This window comes from Streptomyces sp. NPDC097129 (genome assembly GCF_055668065.1).
The window spans coordinates 59,786-76,460 of the sequence record NZ_JBVOQE010000011.1 but is presented as its reverse complement, the minus strand read 5'-3'; the positions used below and the strand labels follow the sequence as shown (position 1 = coordinate 76,460).

Sequence of the window (16,675 nt, the reverse complement as noted above, 5' to 3'; positions counted from 1 at the left end):
GGCGCCGTCTCCAGTGATGCCGGCGGAGTCCTCCGCGCTGTAGTGAACGGTGCACGCGAGTGACCGCTGTGCCTTCTGTGACTTCGCTTCCTCTGCCGCCGTTCCGCGGCCTTCTTCCGGGTGGGATACGTCGTGAGTCGTCGTACGACGCGTGCATCGCACGCGTACAAACCGCTGAGCCTGAAACGACGGGCGTGGCTGACGCTCGGCGCCGTGGTGCTGGGAGGCGGGGGCGTCGTGACGTACGCCGTCGCCAGCCCCTCGCACGGCGCCGGGCCCGGTGTGCGGGCGAAGCGGCCGGTGCGGGTCTACGACCTGGCGCTCGGCGGTGCCGCGAGCGACAAGCGGGCGCTGCCGCGCACGGACACGCACCCGTTCTCGCTGGTCGGCGTCTCCTGGAGCGGTCCGGCCGTGCGGCTGCGCGGCACCGCCCAGGTGCGCACCCACAGCAGCGTCACCGGTGAGTGGAGCGACTGGCAGGACCTCGACGTGGACGCCGACCCGCTGGAGCATCCCGGCCAGGGGGAGCGCGGCGCGTCCGAGCCGCGGTGGGTCGGTCCCTCCGACGGCGTCGAGGCCCGGGTGCTGCGCAAGAACGGCACCACCCGCGCGCTGCCCAAGGGGCTCCAGGTCAATCTCGTCGACCCGGGCGTCGTCACCGACGCCGAGACCCGGGTGAGCGGCTCCGAGCCCGCCGCCTTCGTGGCCGCCGGGGAGACGCCGGGTACCGCCACGCCGGGCGATGCGGTCTCTCCGTCCGCTTCGGTGACGGATTCGCCGTCCGCTTCGGTGACGGATTCGCCGTCCGCTTCGGTGACGGACTCGCCGTCGCCCACGGATTCCGTGTCGCCGACGGATTCCCCGTCGCCGACGGATTCGCCGTCGCCCGCGGATTCCGGGTCCCCTTCGGCCAGTGACTCCGCCTCCCCGTCGCCGACCGTCACCACCCCGCCGCCGCCCACCGCGCCGCCGTCCACCGTGCCGCGGCCGCCGATCACCTCGCGGGCCGCGTGGGGCGCCGACGAGTCGCTGAGCCCCGATCCGTCGGAGTACAACGCGGACGTCAAGGCCGTCTTCGTGCACCACACCGACGGGGACAACACCTACGCGTGCACCGACTCGGCGTCGATCGTGCGCGGCATCTACGCGTACCACACGCAGGTCAACGGCTGGAACGACATCGGCTACAACTTCCTCGTCGACAAGTGCGGCACCGTCTTCGAGGGCCGCAAGGGCGGCGTCGACCTGCCGGTGCTCGGGGCGCACACCTACGGCTGGAACCGGGAGTCCGCGGGCATCGCGGTGCTCGGCGAGTACACCACCACCGCCGCGAGCAACGCCGCGCTGGAGGCCGTCGCCCGGGTCGCGGCCTGGAAGCTCGGCCAGTACGGCGCCGACCCGGCCGGCACGGTGCAGCTCACCTCGGGCGCCACGCAGACCAACTACTTCGGCACCGCCTACACGGCCGGGACGAAGTACACCTTCCAGCGCATATCCGGTCACCGGGACGGCTACAACACCCAGTGCCCGGGCAGCTCGCTGTACGCGCAGCTGCCGACCGTCCGGGCCTGGGCGGCCGGGCCCGTGCAGGGGCTGAAGGTCACCTCGGTGGGCGGCGGGGCGAGCCTGTCCGGGTCGACGTACTACACCAAGGGCGCCGTCACCGTGAACTGGGCGGCCACCACGCCCCGTTCGCTCGTCAAGGGCTTCGATCTGCTCGTCGACGGCAAGGTGGTGACGACGGTCGCCGGCAGCGCCTCCTCCGCGAGCGCCACGCTCGCCCTCGGCAGCCACACCGTCGCCGTGCGGGCCGTGCACCAGTCCGGCAGGACCGCCACGACCGCGTCGGTGAACGTCGTCGCCGAGACGACCGCCCCCGCCTTCACCGCCAACCCGGCGCTGTCCCTGGGCACCGGCACCGTCAACACCACGGCCGTCCCGGTGACGCTCGGCTGGAAGGCCACCGACAACGCCGCCCTGCGCTCGGTGAGCCTGCTCTCGCCCGGTACGGCCACCTACGGCCCGACCACCTACAGCGCCGCCCGCACCGCCGCGTCCGGCACCGCCGCCACCTGGTCGATGCGGGCCGCCGACTGGGCCGGCAACACCCGTACCGCGTCGGCCGCCTTCACGCCGGTGATCCTTCAGGAGAGCGCGGCCGTGAAGTCCGGAAGCTGGTCCGGACGGTCCAGCAGCAGCTACCTCGGTGGTTCGTCGTACTCCAGCGGCTCCACGGGAGCGAGCCTGACCTGGACCTTCACCGGGCGGTCCGCCGCCTGGGTGGTCTCGCGGGCCTCCACCTCGGGGCAGGCGTACGTGTACGTGGACGGCGTCAGGGCCGCGACCGTGGATCTGAAGTCCGCGACGACGCTGTACCGGCAGGCCGTCTGGACGAAGAGCTGGTCCGCGAGCGCCAAGCACACCGTGAAGATCGTGGTCGTGGGCACGAGCGGCCGCCCGACCATCACGACAGACGGGCTCGTCTACGTGAAGTGACGCCGCGACGAGGAGGTGACGAGGGCCCCGGCCGGGGCCCTCGTTTTTTTGCGTCAGCCGTGGCCCGGGGTGGGCGTGCCGGTCACCGGGGTCTGCGGGGTCTCCGCGGAACTGCGGTCGGGGGCGAACCAGGTCATGCCGGCCAGCAGCGCGCCGACGAAGAGCAGCACACCGGCGAGCATGGCGGCCACCTTCTTCCCGGTGCCGCTGAGCCCGCGCTGCCGGGACGGACGGCGGCGGCGCGTCTCACGCACCGGCAGGCGGTACGTCGTCACGGCGGCGGGCGCCGGGGGCAGCGGGGCCGGGACGGCGGGCTCCTGGCTGGGCGGCAGCGGCTCGGCCCGCCCGTGCCAGGCGCCGCCCGCGAACCAGTCGGCGATCGCCTGGGCGCTGGGACGGTCCTCGGGTTCCTTGGCGAGCAGGTCGAGCAGGAAGTCCTCGAAGGCGGGCGGCAGGCGCACACCGAGGTCACGGGGCGGGACCGGGGCGGCGTCCAGGTGCTGGTGCAGGACGCCGAGGGCGGTGTCGGCCTCGAACGGGGGGCGGCCGGTGAGGAGTTGGTACAGCACGCAGCCCAGCGCGTACACGTCGGAGGGGGGTCCGGCGGGCCGGCCGAGGGCGCGTTCCGGCGCGAGGTAGAGGCCGGTGCCGACGATCTGCCCGGTCGCGGTGAGGGCCGCGCCGGGGTCGTCGAGGAAGCGGGCGATGCCGAAGTCGCCGATCTTGAGGGTGCCGTGGGTGTCGAGGAGCAGGTTCGCGGGCTTGATGTCCCGGTGCACGATGCCCTGCTGGTGGGCGGCGGCGAGACCCGCGGCGGCCTGCGCGGCGATCCGGGCGACACGTTCGGCGGGCTGCCGCGTGAGCCGGGCGAGGCTGTGGCCCTCGACCAGTTCCATGACGAGGAACAGGCGCTCCTCGTGCTGCCCGAAGTCCAGCACGCCGACCACGTGCGGATGGTTCAGCGCTCCCGCGGTCTGGGCCTCCAGCCGGAACCGGGCGGCGGCCGTGGTGTCCGAACTCGCCTGCTCCAGCAGAAGCTTGACCGCGACGGGTCTGCCCAGCGTCTCGTCCTGCCCACGCCAGACCTCCCCCATCGCGCCCCGCCCGATGGGTTCGAGCAGCCGGTACCGGCCCGCTATCAGCACCTGTGACTCAACCTCGCCTCGCACGACCGACGTGACCGCCGCAGACCGTGCGTACCGCCGAAGCCGGCGGTGACGGTGGGGGGAGGGCCGCAGCGACCACAGCGTACTGGCGCAGGGCCCACGCGGTCCCAACTGCCCCGTCCGGTTGCGGCGGTGACTCGGCGGCACCCACCGGTTTCAGTCCCCTCGTCCGCTTCCCCGGAGGCTGAAACCGCGCTGAAGCCGTGCTGAAAGCGACGGCCCGCACGCTACGGGGCATGACGACGACCGAGTACGAACTCGCCATCGCGGCCGGTGGGCTGCGGAAGGCCTACGGGGACAAGACCGTCCTCGACGGCGTGGACATCGAGGTGCCCGCGGGCACCGTCTTCTCCCTGCTCGGCCCGAACGGCGCCGGGAAGACCACGGTGGTCAGCATCCTGTCCACCCTCATCTCCGCCGACGCCGGCCAGGCCCGCGTCGGCGGCCACGACATCGCCGCCGAGGCCCAGGCGGTACGGGCCGCCATCGGGGTCACGGGTCAGTTCTCCGCCGTGGACGGGCTGATCACCGGCGAGGAGAACATGCTCCTGATGGCCGACCTCCACCACCTGCCCCGCAAGGAGGGCCGGCGGGTCGCCGCCGAACTGCTGGAGCGCTTCGACCTGACCGAGGCCGCCAGGAAGCCCGCCTCCACCTACTCCGGCGGCATGAAGCGCCGCCTCGACATCGCCATGACCCTGGTCGGCAGCCCGCGCATCATCTTCCTCGACGAACCGACCACCGGCCTCGACCCCCGCTCCCGCCACACCATGTGGCAGATCGTGCGCGAACTGGTCTCCGACGGCACGACCGTCTTCCTCACCACCCAGTACCTCCAGGAGGCCGACCAGCTCGCCGACCGCATCGCGGTCCTCGACGGCGGACGCATCGTCGCCGAGGGCAGCGCCGAGCAGCTCAAGCGGCTGGTGCCCGGCGGCCACGTACGCCTGCGCTTCGCCGACCCGCAGGCCTACGAAGGTGCCGCCGCCGCCCTGCGCGAGGCGCAGCGCGACGACGACGCGCTCACCCTGCAGATCCCCAGCGACGGCAGCCAGCGCGAGCTGCGCGCCATCCTCGACTGGCTGGACGGCGCCGGCGTCCAGGCCGGCGAACTGTCCGTGCACACCCCCGACCTGGACGACGTGTTCTTCGCCCTGACCGCCCCCGCATCGTCCGAGAAGGAGACCGTCCGATGACGAGCACCGCCGTCCGCGACAACGTCACCATGCTGCGCCGCAGCCTCCTGCACGCCCGCCGCTACCCCTCCCTCACCCTGAACCTCCTGCTCACCCCGGTCATGCTGCTGTTGCTGTTCGTGTACGTCTTCGGCAACGTGATGAGCGCGGGCATCGGCGGCGGCCACGCCGACCGCGCCGACTACGTCGCCTACCTCGTCCCCGGCATCCTGCTCATGACCGTGGGCATGACCTCGCTCGGCACCGCGGTGTCCGTGGCCACCGACATGACCGAGGGCATCATCGCCCGGTTCCGCACCATGGCCATCTCCCGCGCGTCCGTGCTGACCGGCCACGTGGTCGGCAGCGTCATCCAGACGATGCTGGCGCTGGTCGTGATCCTGGGCATCGGCGTGGCCATCGGCTTCCGGCCCGACGCGTCCTTGCCCCAGTGGCTCGCGGCGGCCGGGCTGCTGGCCCTGGTCAGCCTCGCGCTGTCGTGGATCGCCGTCGGCATCGGCCTGGTGAGCCCCAACGCCGAGGGCGCCAGCAACCTCGGGATGCCGCTGACGATGCTGCCGCTGCTGTCCAGCGCGTTCGTTCCGGTGGACGCCATGCCGGCCGGGTTCCGCTGGTTCGCCGAGTACCAGCCCTTCTCCCCGACCATCGAGACCCTGCGCGGCCTGCTGCTCGGCACCGGCATCGGCACGAGGGACGCGGTGCTGGCCGTCGGGTGGTGCGTGGCCCTCACCGTGCTCGGCTACCTGTGGTCCAAGGCGTCGTTCAACCGGGAGCCGCGGCGGTGAGCGGGAGCGTCCACAGGCCACGCGCCGGTGGGGGCCGGCCGCGCAGGCCCCCACGCCCCTCGGGGGGTCGCGGCACCGCCCGCCTCAGGTCGCCGCCAGCTCCCGCAGCGCCTGGGCCCGCAGCTCCTCCCGCCCCAGGGCGGCGTACCTCGACCTCGCGTCGGCGTACGCCGCCCCGTCGGCGTTCTCGGCCGCCGCGCGGGAGCGGGCCGAGGACAGCGTCGGCAGGTCCCGGATCAGCGGCATCCGTTCCGCCAGCGCCACCAGCCGGACCGCCGCCGAATCGCCCACCGCGATCCCGGCGTGACCGAGCGCCAGCAACACCGTGCCGTACACCGGGAGTTCGACCGGGCCCGCGGCCCCCGCCGGGTCGGTCAGCATCTCCAGCAGCCGCTCCCGCAGCCGCCCGGCGAGCCCGGCCACCGGCTCCAGCCGCCCCTGCTGCGCGTGCGCGGCCAGCGCCGCCGACTGCACCTGGAGGGCCCACGGGCCCACGAACGGATCGCCGGCGTACCGCAGGCCGTTCTCCCGCACCTGCTCCACGGCCCGGCGCCACAGCCCGAGCCCGACCTCCGTCAGGCCCCGGGCCAGCGCGATCTCCGCGCGGGCGGCCAGATCGGGGGCGAAGACGCGGGCGGTCTCGGACTGCCGGTCCAGGGAGGTCAGGCCCAGCCAGTACTCCGCCTCGTCGAGGTCCCCGCGCTGCAGACAGGCGAGCACCAGCCCCCAGTACACGCCGATCGAGTCCGACCAGTCGCCGAACTCCTCGAGCGCGCCGAGCGCGGCCCGCAGATGCTCGTACGCCTCGGCGCCCCGCTCGGACTGCAGGCACAGCTCGCTGACCCGCCCGTGGCCGAGCAGCCGCATGGCCGGGTTGCCGAGCGGCCCGAGCGCGTCCACGAGGTGACGGGCGTGCGTCAGCGCCCGCCCGGCGTCGTGCTCGGCCTCCCACACATAGCTGGCGATGCACGCCGCGACCCCGGCCAGCAGCGGCTCCTCGGCCTCGCACAGCTCCTCCAGCCGCGTGTAGTGCGGCGGCCGCATCTCCGGTACGGCGCACAGGACCACGGCCAGCGCCCGCAGCAGCGTGTCCGGCGGCGCGGGCGGCAGCCGGCGCAGGGTGACCAGCTGGCGCAGGGCGTGCGCGCCGTGGCCCATGAACAGGGCGCCCGTGATGACGGCGGCCGCGCTGCGGACCGTCTCCACGTCCTGCGGGCCGGGCCGGAAGTGCGACAGCACGCCCGCGGTGTCGGCGGCGAGCGCGGTGAGCCGGGTGTAGTGGGTGTCGGTGGCCCACAGGGAGGCCAGTACGGCGGTGAGGGCGGCGGTGGTCGGGCCGTCGCCGCGGGCCAGCGCGTGGCGCAGCGCCAGCACCAGGTTGTCCTGCTCGGCGCGGACCCGGATCAGGGCGGCGACCGGTCGGCCGCTGAACAGCACGTCGTGCCGCTCGCGGCCGAACTCCCGCGCCCAGCCGAGGAAACGGTCCGTCACCTGTTCCTGCTCACCGGCCTCGGCCCGCCGGGCGGCGCCGAACTCCCGCAGCGTCTCCAGCATGTGGAAACGCACCCCGGCCGGGCTGTCCCCGACCTTCAGCAGCGACTGGCCGGCCAGCTGCTCCAGCACGGTCAGCGCGTCGACGTGGTCGCCGAGCACCTGCTGGGCGGCGTCCTCGGTGAACCCGCCGGGGAACACCGACAGGGCGCGCAGCGCGGCCCGGCCGTCCTCCTCCAGCAGCTGCCAGCTCCACTCGACGACGGCCTGGAGCGTGCGGTGGCGTGCGGGTGCGTCGCGGGCGCCGCCGCGCAGCAGCTGGAAGCGGTCGCGCAGCCGGCGGTCGATGTCGGCCACGGACAGCACCCGCACCCGGGCCGCGGCCAGTTCCACGGCGAGCGGCAGCCCGTCGAGGTGCCGGCAGATCTCGGCCACCTGGTCGGCGGGCAGCTCCGCGCCGGGCCGCACGGCGCGCGCCCGCTGCGTGAACAGCTCGACGGAGGTCGCCAGGGCCAGCTCCGGCAGGGCGTACACGGACTCCGAGGTCAGTCCGAGCGGGGCCCGGCTGGTGGCGAGCACGCGCAGCCGCTTCGAGCCGGATATCAGCGCCTGCACCAGCTGGGCCGCGCCGCCGAGCACCTGCTCGCAGTTGTCCAGCACCAGCAGCGCCGGGCCGGCGCCCAGGGCGCCGAGGATGGCGCCGGCCTCGCCGGCGCCGCCGGCGAACGCGCGGCCGTCACCGGCCCCGACGGCCGCGGCCACCTCGGCGGCGACGTCGTCGTCGGCGGTGACACCGGCGAGCGGGACGAAGTGCACGACGGCCTGTTCGGCGGCCCGGCTCACCGCGTGGGACAGCCGGGTCTTGCCCAGCCCGCCGGGGCCGACGACGGTGACGACGCGGGCCTCGCGCAGCAACCGGGCCACGGCGGCGACGTCGGCGTCCCGGCCGAGCAACGGGTTCGGCTCGTGCGGCACGCCGTGGCGGACCGGTGCGGCGCCCGAGGCCAGCAGTTCCTGGTACACGGACGTCAGGCCGCGGCCCGGGTCGGCGCCCAGCTCCTCGCGCAGCGCCCGGCGGTAGGCGTCGTACCGGGTGAGCGCCGCGGCCCGGCCGGCGGTGGCGGCCTCGCAGCGCAGCAGCTCGGCCAGCACCTCCTCGTCGCGGGGCAGCTCGCGGGCGAGTCCGACGAGGGGCGCCACGGCCTCCTGGCGGCGGTCCAGGCGGGCCAGGGCGAGCGCGCGGGAGCGGACCAGCGAGCGGTACGCGGTCAGGCGGCCTGCGCGCAGGGCCGCCACCGGGTCGTGCAGGTCCTCACCGGCGCCGGCGTCCACGGTGCCGTCCCACAGCGCCAGACCCGCCTCGGCCTGCGCCAGGGCGGCCGTGTGGTCCCCGGCGCGGGCGCGTTCGGTGCTCGCCTCGGCGTGCCGGGGCAGCGCGCAGGCGTCCACCCGGTCCTCCGCCAGCGCCAGCCGGTAACCGGTCGGTGTGCTCACCACCAGGTCGGCGCCCAGTTGCGCGCGCAGCCGCGACACCAGGACCTGGACGGCCTTGCCGGGCCGCTCGGGCAGCTCCTCGGGCCACAGCCCCTCCACCAGCCGGCCCGTGCTGCATCCGGCGCGCAGATCACCGGCGAGCAGGGCCAGCAGTCCGCGCAGCCGGGGCGCGGTGATCTCCCGTCCGCGGAAGGCGACGGTGGACAGGAGCGTCAACTCGGTGGTCACGCCTGCAGAGTAGTCACCCGGGGGAAACCCTGAGGGGGTGCCGGGGGCGGATCCGGGTGCGGGCGGGGGTGGTGCCCGATGTCCCGGCCACCGCAGGTGCGCGGACCCAGGGACACGGTCGTCGTGTCCCGGCCGACCCCGACACGCCGTACATGTACCACGGGCACGGGAAAGGGCCCTGCCCCCACCGCTCACGAGGCGGCGGGGGCAGGGCCCGTGTCCCTAAGGCGCGGTGTGCGCGCCTTACATGTAGTAGCCGAACAGGTCGGCGATCACGTGCACGCTGCCGGCGTTCGGACGGAAGTCGATCTTTCCGTTGACGACGGGCACGGTCACCAGGTTGGCCACGGTCTGGCCCTTGACCCAGTTGAGGCTGGAGGCGTTGGGCAGGGTGGACCCGTCGGGCCAGACGGTCAGGAAGCCGTTGGACGTCGGGGCGGTGACGGTGACGTTGAGGACCACGGCCTTGGCGTTCGCCAGGGTGTGGCCGTCGTTGACGTTCAGCACCAGGGTGGCGCCGCCGGGCACCGGGGTGTTGCGGGCGGTGCCGAGGGCGTAGCGGGTGTCGAGCAGCCGGCTCGGGCCCGCGGTGTGGAAGGACGAGCCGGTCGTGTCGGCCGTGAAGTAGCCGGCGACGTCCGCGATGAAGTGCACGGTGCCGGTGCCGGCGTTGTACAGGTTCACCTTGCCGTCGGTGCCGATGGGCAGGACGACCATGTTCGGACGGGTCTGGCCGGTGAGCCAGTTGATGTTCGACGACTCGGTGCGGGTCGCGCCGTTCGGGTAGGCGATGAGGTGACCGGTCGAGGTCGGCGCGGTGGCGGTGACGTTCATGACCACGGCGGTGGCGCCCGTGGCGGGCACGCCGCCGGCGCCCGCGACCTTCAGGGACACGGTGCCCTTGCCGGCGACCGGCGTCCGGGTGGTCACGCCGATGGCGTTACGGGTGTCCAGGACACGGGACGGGCCGATGGGCAGGTAGGTGCTGCCGCCGGCCTCGGTGGTGTAGTAGCCGGCGACGTCCGCGACGAAGTGGACGGTGCCGCTGGAGGCGTTGAACAGGTTCACCGAGCCGTCCTGGCCGACCGGGACGGTCACCAGGTTCGGGATGATCTCGCCCTTGAGCCAGTTGCTGTTGGACGACTCCGGGCGGGTGGTGCCGCTCGGGTAGGCGATGAGGTGACCGGTCGCGGTGGGCGAGACGGCGGTGACGTTGAGGACGACCGCGGTGACGCCGGTGGCCGGGACGCCGCCGGCGCCGGTGACCTTCAGCGTGACCGTGCCGTTCGCGGCGACCGGGGCGGTGCCGGCGCGGCCGGTGCCGTAGCGGGTGTCGAGGACGCGGGCCGGGGCCAGCGCGTCGAACGTGCCGGCCGGGGAGCGCGGAACGGAGGCGCAGAGATCCTTGACGATCTCGCGGCCGTTCGGCGTGCCGAGACCGGTGGCGAGGTCGTAACCGGCGCCGGCCTGGTACTTGCCGCTGACGTTGCCGGAGTCCATGACGTTGTTGTTGCCGGTGGTGACGTCACGGAACGCGGCGGCCGGCAGGCGGTACAGCGCGTTGTGCGCGTAGCCGACGGTGCCGTTGGCCTGGCAGGCGAGGTCCTGGTCGGCCTGCCCGATGAGCGCGGCCCACACCGGGGCGGCGCCGCTGGTGCCGCCGATGATGTTCCAGTACTGGCCGCCGTCGGGGGTGTGACCGAAGGCGACCGGGTAGCCGGTGGCCGGGTCGCCGACCGCGGAGACGTCCGGCACCTGGCGGCAGACCTTGCCGGTGGCGGCGGCGCAGGCGTCGTTGTAGCCGGCGCCGGTGCGGTTCTGGAAACCGGCCGCGTCGACGCTGAAGCGCTGCGAGACACCGCCGCCGGAGCCGGTCCAGGCGGTCTGGGAGGTGACGGCGGAGCGCATGCTGGTGCCGCCGACGCCGAGGACGTACGGCGAACCCGCCGGGAAGTCGGTGACGAGCTGGTCCTGGCCGGGGTTGTTCTCGCCGGGCTGGTAGCAGCCGGTGGAGCCGCTGTCGCCAGAGGCGGCGACGACGGTCTGGCCCTGCGCGGCGGCCTGCTGGAACAGCAGGTTCTCCGCGTCCATCACCTCGGCCGGGGTGTACGTCTCACAGCTGCCCCAGCTGATGGAGACGACCTTGGCGCGGTTGTCGGTGACGATCCGGCGCAGCGTGGCCGTGCCGTCGTCCCAGGTGTTGTTGCCCTGGTAGACGAGGACCTTGGACTGCGGGGCGAGACCGACGATGGTCTCGATGTCGAGCGCGGTCTCCAGACCGACGCCGGTGTCGCCGCTCGCCGGGTCGGTGGGACCGCCGTTGACGCGCACGGAGCTGACCGAGGCCTTGGTGCCGTGGCAGGCCTGGTAGCTGTTGATGTCGCGCAGGTCGTAGTTCTCCAGCGAGTAGACCGCGATGGTGGTGCCGGTCTGCACGTTGGGCTGGTCCGCCATGTTGTACGCGGCCGCGAGCGACCGGGCGCTCCAGTAGTCCGTCTTGTCATAGGCGGCCGGATAGCCGTCGCCGGGCGTCGCGTACAGGTTCTTGACGTCCGTGCACATGGTGCCGGTGGTGCCGGTCAGCCGGGACTGACGGGCGCCGTCCGTGGCCTGCTGCACGCGGGCCGGGCCCTTGGCGCCGGTGTTGCGCGGGGCGCGGGCGGCGAGGGTGTTCAGGCCGACCACCGCGCGGACGTCGCCGGCGACCGCGCCGTCGAGCTGCGGGGCGCGAGTGTTGGTGAACCCGGTGCTGCCGTCCTTCAGCTTGTAGCCGTCGAAGTCGGTGGCGAAGGCCTTGGCGGCCTTGCCGACCGTCGCGTGCACGGGCAGCGTGAGCCCGTCGGACTCCAGGTCGCCGGCCACGAGGCCCTTCGCGGCGAGCTGCGCGCGGACCCGCTCGACGGTCTGCGGGAGGGCGCCGAAGCGGCCCGCGAACTCGCCCGAGCCGAGGTACTTGCGGTAGTTCGGGGACGCCGGGTCGGAGACCTCGGCGACGAAACGATTCAGCGCCGCGGGGTCGCGGGGCTCCAGGACGACGCTCAGGTCGAGCGCCTCCCCGGCCGCCGGGTCCGCCGTGCGCACGGCCCCCGCCGGCACCTTCGGCGCGCCGCCGACCCGCTGCGGGGCCGGCTCGCCGGACGTGGCCGCGTACGACACCGGGGTAACGGTGGCGGTCACGGCCAGGGCGGCTATGGTCGCCGCCCCCCATCGATACGCCTTTTCACGGGCGGTTCGGCCCATGCACACTCCCTCTTCGTCATCTGCGTCGCCGGCTTGCGAGCGGGCAGGTGAAACCGCGGAAGGGTGCGCCGGTGCGGGCACGCGGGCATACGGCATGCGGCGTGCGGGCACGGCGAGAGCGCGAAGAGTTACGTTCGTAGGGCCGGCAGCCGCCGGATCCCGTGGAGCCCCCCCGGCGGTGTCACCGCTCCCACGCGGTGGACGACGGCCAGAAATGAATCTCTATCAGCAGCGGGACCCGCCCGCCAAGGCGGGGCCGGGCACTTTGCGAGACCGTGATCATGACAAGCCGGGGTGTTACCGGACATAGCCGCCCCCGGCTCCGCCGCGGTGGTCCTGAACGTGACGGCGACCGGTCCGGCGGCGTCCACGTGCATCGCTGCACGGGGGTTGGGCCGACCGGCTCGCAAAGTTGAGCCATGACAGGGTGGTTCCTCCAACCGATCAAGGAGGAGACACCGTGGCGGCAGAGTTGAACGCGGAGATGCGCAAGCGGCTGGAGGAGCCGAACTTCTGGTTCGTGGCCACGGTGACGCCGGGCGGCGCGCCGCACGTCACCCCGATGTGGGTGGACCTGGAGGACGGCCTGATCGTCTTCAACACGTCCGTCGGCCGCATCAAGGAGGAGAACCTCCGCCACGACGCCCGCATCCACCTCTCGCACGCGGCGGCCGACAACCCCTACGACCGGGTGCAGATCGCCGGCCGCGCCGTGCGTCTGGTGGAGGGCGAGGAAGCGGAACGCGGCATGGACCGCCTGGCCCGCAAGTACCTGGGCCTGGACAGCTACCCCTGGCTGATCGAAGGCGAGCAGCGCGTGCACGTCCTGATCGAACCGACCCGGGCCCGCCACATCGTCGGAGTGGAACCGTTCCGCCCAGGAGTCCTCCCCGCATGAACGCCACCGACGGCGCGGGAAACCGGTAGGCGCCAGGTGACGCCCGGTGGGAGCCTCCGGCCATGCCGATCGACCCCGTGCCGGTGAGCGCCCGTGCGCTGCGGGAGGCCCTGGCAGCCGCGCCCGGGCCGTTCCCGGCAGGGGCGGCGCCCACGTGGTCACCTCACCCACCTCGGGCCGGTGTCCAGCCGGCTGGGTCGGTGAAGGCCGCGGGGCGGGCCGACGCGGCGGAGGCCGCTTTCGGCGACATCACCTCGCCGGGCTTCGCGGTCCGCGCAGAGGGACGGGGTGATGGCCGCCGCCGGATGCCGGTCCTGGCCGGGCAGGGCCGCCCACCTCAGCGGGCTGACCGACCCGGCCCGGCGCGGACGAGGTCCCGCCCGGCAGGCGGCATCGGCAGCCGTGGCGCACGCACGCGTCGCCGGGCCGCTGCCGCAGTGGCGCGCTCGCCCCACCGCGTCCCGCCGGGTCGCGGCCGCGCTGGGCTTCGAGGGATCGAGGAACTCGGCTCGCGGCTCGGCATCCAGGTGCGCAGCGGCCTCAGCCGGGCACGTCGTGCTGTCCAGCCGCACCTGAGAGGATCCGGGCCATGACCCCTTCCGCCCCCACCCGCCCCGGCGAGCGCTCCCTCGACCGGGCGCTCCACGGCCCCGCCGGACAGGAAGTCGCCGGCGACGGGATCACCCCGGCGGGCGGGTCGTGAGCACGGCCGACGGGTTCCGCGTCACCGCCCTGCGCGCCGAACACGCCGACCAGGTGCTGGAGATCTACCGCCTCGGCATCGACGAGGGCGACGCCACCTTCGAGACCGCCGCGCCCACCTGGGACGAGTTCGACGCCGCCAAGCTGCCGCAGCACCGCTACGTCGCCCTCGGCACGTCCGGGCGGGTGCTGGGCTGGGTCGCCGCGACGCCGGTCTCCGACCGCTGCGCGTATGCCGGCGTCGTCGAGCACTCGGTGTACGTCCACCCCGCGGCACGCGGCCGCGGCGTCGGCGCGGCACTGCTGCGCCGGCTGATCGCGTCCACCGAGGCCGCCGGTATCTGGACGATCCAGTCCGGCGTCTTCCCCGAGAACACGGCGAGCCTCGCCCTGCACCGCGGGGCCGGCTTCCGTGTCGTGGGAACGCGCGAACGCCTCGGCCGGCTCCACGGCGTGTGGCGCGACGTCGTCCTCGTCGAACGACGCAGCCCCGCCGTCTGAGCCGGCCGAGGCGTTCACGCCGGGCCGGGCACGGTGCTCATGCCTCCCGGGGGACCACCGGGCCCGGGTCGTCGAGCAGGTTCTGCGGGATGTGCAGCGCGGACGAGGGCCCGCCGAACGCCGGTTCGGGCACGGCGTCCGGGTGCGGGTGGCAGGTGAAGCCCAGGCGGGTCATGGCCAGGGTGACCTCCCGGCCGGTGAAGTCCCGGCGGTCCTGCCGGGTGACGACTTCACCCACCTGCTTCACGGGGTAGCGGCGGCGCCCGATCGTCACGGACTCACCCGTGACGGGCTCGGGCGCGACCCCCTCCATGGAGGCCAGCACACTGGCCTTGGTCAGCTCGAACGGGTAGCGGGCGATGACACAGCGCATGAGGCCTCACAGAAGAGCGGGGACGGGCTGTCGAGCGGGGGTGGTCCGGTCGCGCTACGCCGCCCGGTCCATGGCGGACCCGCGCCGCGCGCTGCGGCGGGCCGCCTCGCCGGCGGTCCGGCCGCGACCGGAACGGCCCCGGCCGGAGCGGGACGACGAGGAGGCGCCCGCCGTGGCGCGGCGCGCGGGCTGCGCGGCGGGCACGGCGACGACCACCGGGACACCGGACGGGGTCCGGGCGCCGGTGATGCGGCTCAGTTCCTCCTCCCCCGGACGGACGGCCGTGATGCGTGCCGTGACACCGGCCGACGCCATCAGCCGCTTGAATTCACCGCGCTGGTCGGGGGTCACCAGGGTGACGACGGTGCCGGACTCGCCGGCGCGGGCGGTACGGCCGCCGCGGTGCAGGTAGTCCTTCGGGTCGGTGGGCGGGTCCACGTTGACGACGAGGTCGAGGTCGTCGACGTGGATGCCGCGGGCGGCGACGTTGGTCGCCACCAGCACGCTCACCTGGCCGTCCTTGAACTGGGCGAGGGTGCGGGTGCGCTGCGGCTGCGAGCGGCCGCCGTGCAGGGCCGCGGCGCGGACGCCGCTGTTCAGCAGGTGCTTGGTCAGCCGGTCCACCGCACGCTTGGTGTCCAGGAACATGATGACCCGGCCGTCGCGGGCCGCGATCTCGGTGGTCGCCTGCCGCTTCTCCGCGTCGTCCACGTGCAGTACGTGGTGCTCCATCGTGGTGACCGCTCCGGCCGAGGGGTCGACGGAGTGGACCACCGGGTCGGTCAGGTAGCGGCGGACCAGGAGGTCGACGTTGCGGTCCAGGGTGGCGGAGAACAGCATGCGCTGGCCGTCGGGGCGTACCTGGTCGAGCAGTGCGGTGACCTGGGGCATGAAGCCCATGTCGGTCATCTGGTCGGCCTCGTCGAGGACGGTGATGTCGACGTCGTCGAGGCGGCAGTCGCCGCGGTCGATGAGGTCCTTGAGCCGGCCGGGCGTCGCGACGACGACCTCGGCGCCGGCGCGCAGCGCACCGGCCTGCCGGCCGATGGACATACCGCCGACCACGGTGGCCAGGCGCAGGCTCACGGCGCGGGCGTACGGGGTCAGGGCGTCGGTGACCTGCTGGGCCAGCTCACGGGTGGGGACGAGGACCAGCGCGAGGGGCTGGCGCGGTTCGGCGCGGCGGCCGGCGGTGCGGGCCAGCAGCGCGAGGCCGAAGGCGAGGGTCTTGCCGGAGCCGGTGCGGCCGCGGCCGAGCACGTCACGCCCGGCCAGGGAGTTCGGCAGGGTCGCCGCCTGGATCGGGAAGGGCACGGTCACGCCCTCCTGCCGGAGCGCGGCCGGCAGGGCCGGCGGCAGGCCCAGCTCGTCGAACGACTCCACGGGCGGCAACGCCGGCGTGATCGTCTTCGGCGGGGCGAATTCACCCGAGGGACGCGATGCGCCCTGCGCCGAGGACGGCCGGCGCCCACGACGCTGGGAACCACCGGCGGAACCGGAACCACCGGCGGAACCCGAACCACCGGATCGGTTGTATGTACGAGCGGAACGAGCACGGCTCATGCGAAATCTTCACGCTTTCCTGGACGCGGCACGTATCCGTCAAGGAAATCGCGCGGCGGAAAAACAGCCGCGCGGAGAACCGCAGAACGAGCCGGAATTGAGGGGGCGGACCGGACCGGTCTACGACGCCCCGAACGACACGCGAGCTGGGGCCCGCACCCCAAGGTGCGGGCCCCAGCTGCTGCTGAACGCGTTGGTGCAGGTCAGGCGGGAACGATGTTCTCAGCCGTCGGGCCCTTCTGGCCCTGGCCGATGTCGAACGACACCTTCTGGCCCTCCTGCAGCTCGCGGAAGCCCTGGGTGGCGATGTTCGAGTAGTGGGCGAAGACGTCAGCGCCGCCGCCGTCCTGCTCGATGAAGCCGAAACCCTTTTCCGCGTTGAACCACTTCACAGTACCGGTCGCCATTTTTTTCTCCTTCGGGACGGTGTTCGAAGCCGCCCTGCGCGGCTCCGGTCGCCGTGATGATCACCCCGGCAGAAAAAAATTCCCGGCAACCACAACTGCAACTGCGGTCGACACTACCATGCCGCTATCGGCCCC

11 protein-coding genes are annotated in these 16,675 nt (G+C 73.7%); 5 read left to right on the top strand and 6 right to left on the bottom strand.

What is annotated here, in order from left to right:
• Positions 1-180 precede the first annotated feature (180 nt).
• The gene (locus AC0B9F_RS28395; protein WP_472007739.1) at positions 181-2,496 is read left to right on the top strand and encodes a peptidoglycan recognition protein family protein; all 2,316 of its coding nucleotides are present in this window, start codon (positions 181-183) and stop codon (positions 2,494-2,496) included.
• A gap of 53 nt (positions 2,497-2,549) precedes the next feature.
• On the opposite strand, the gene AC0B9F_RS28390 is transcribed toward AC0B9F_RS28395, so the two are convergent.
• Positions 2,550-3,641: a serine/threonine-protein kinase gene (locus AC0B9F_RS28390; protein ID WP_472007376.1), complete on the bottom strand. Its 1,092-nt coding sequence runs from the start codon at positions 3,639-3,641 to the stop codon at positions 2,550-2,552.
• Positions 3,642-3,898: 257 nt separating this feature from the next.
• Between AC0B9F_RS28390 and AC0B9F_RS28385 the strand changes: the two genes are divergently transcribed.
• Together AC0B9F_RS28385 and AC0B9F_RS28380 are read left to right on the top strand one after the other, a co-directional pair.
• A complete protein-coding gene (locus AC0B9F_RS28385; protein WP_472007375.1) occupies positions 3,899-4,858 on the top strand; it encodes an ATP-binding cassette domain-containing protein in 960 nt (319 codons plus the stop codon).
• Entirely contained in the window at positions 4,855-5,643 is a 789-nt protein-coding gene (locus AC0B9F_RS28380; protein WP_472007374.1) for an ABC transporter permease, read from the top strand. Before AC0B9F_RS28385 ends, AC0B9F_RS28380 begins: the two co-directional genes overlap by 4 nt.
• Before the next feature lie 84 nt (positions 5,644-5,727).
• Here the strand turns inward: AC0B9F_RS28380 and AC0B9F_RS28375 are convergent, their stop codons facing one another.
• Entirely contained in the window at positions 5,728-8,856 is a 3,129-nt protein-coding gene (locus AC0B9F_RS28375; RefSeq protein WP_472007373.1) for an ATP-binding protein, read from the bottom strand.
• Between the two features lie 243 nt (positions 8,857-9,099).
• Positions 9,100-12,033: a S53 family peptidase gene (locus AC0B9F_RS28370; protein WP_472007371.1), complete on the bottom strand. Its 2,934-nt coding sequence runs from the start codon at positions 12,031-12,033 to the stop codon at positions 9,100-9,102.
• Between the two features lie 547 nt (positions 12,034-12,580).
• Here AC0B9F_RS28370 and AC0B9F_RS28365 point away from each other — a divergent pair.
• Together AC0B9F_RS28365 and AC0B9F_RS28360 are read left to right on the top strand one after the other, a co-directional pair.
• Positions 12,581-12,994 carry a TIGR03618 family F420-dependent PPOX class oxidoreductase gene (locus AC0B9F_RS28365; RefSeq protein ID WP_472007738.1) on the top strand — a complete coding sequence of 138 codons (414 nt, stop codon included), beginning with the start codon at positions 12,581-12,583 and terminating at the stop codon, positions 12,992-12,994.
• A gap of 699 nt (positions 12,995-13,693) precedes the next feature.
• Entirely contained in the window at positions 13,694-14,197 is a 504-nt protein-coding gene (locus AC0B9F_RS28360; protein WP_472007370.1) for a GNAT family N-acetyltransferase, read from the top strand.
• Between the two features lie 37 nt (positions 14,198-14,234).
• On the opposite strand, the gene AC0B9F_RS28355 is transcribed toward AC0B9F_RS28360, so the two are convergent.
• The 3 genes from AC0B9F_RS28355 to AC0B9F_RS28345 all read right to left on the bottom strand — a co-directional run bounded on the left by AC0B9F_RS28355 (position 14,235) and on the right by AC0B9F_RS28345 (position 16,540).
• A complete protein-coding gene (locus AC0B9F_RS28355; protein ID WP_472007368.1) occupies positions 14,235-14,570 on the bottom strand; it encodes an SCO5918 family protein in 336 nt (111 codons plus the stop codon).
• A 54-nt stretch (positions 14,571-14,624) separates the two neighbouring features.
• The gene (locus AC0B9F_RS28350) at positions 14,625-16,133 is read right to left on the bottom strand and encodes a DEAD/DEAH box helicase (RefSeq protein WP_472007366.1); all 1,509 of its coding nucleotides are present in this window, start codon (positions 16,131-16,133) and stop codon (positions 14,625-14,627) included.
• Positions 16,134-16,336: 203 nt separating this feature from the next.
• A complete protein-coding gene (locus AC0B9F_RS28345) occupies positions 16,337-16,540 on the bottom strand; it encodes a cold-shock protein (RefSeq protein ID WP_093912074.1) in 204 nt (67 codons plus the stop codon).
• Positions 16,541-16,675: the final 135 nt, after the last annotated feature.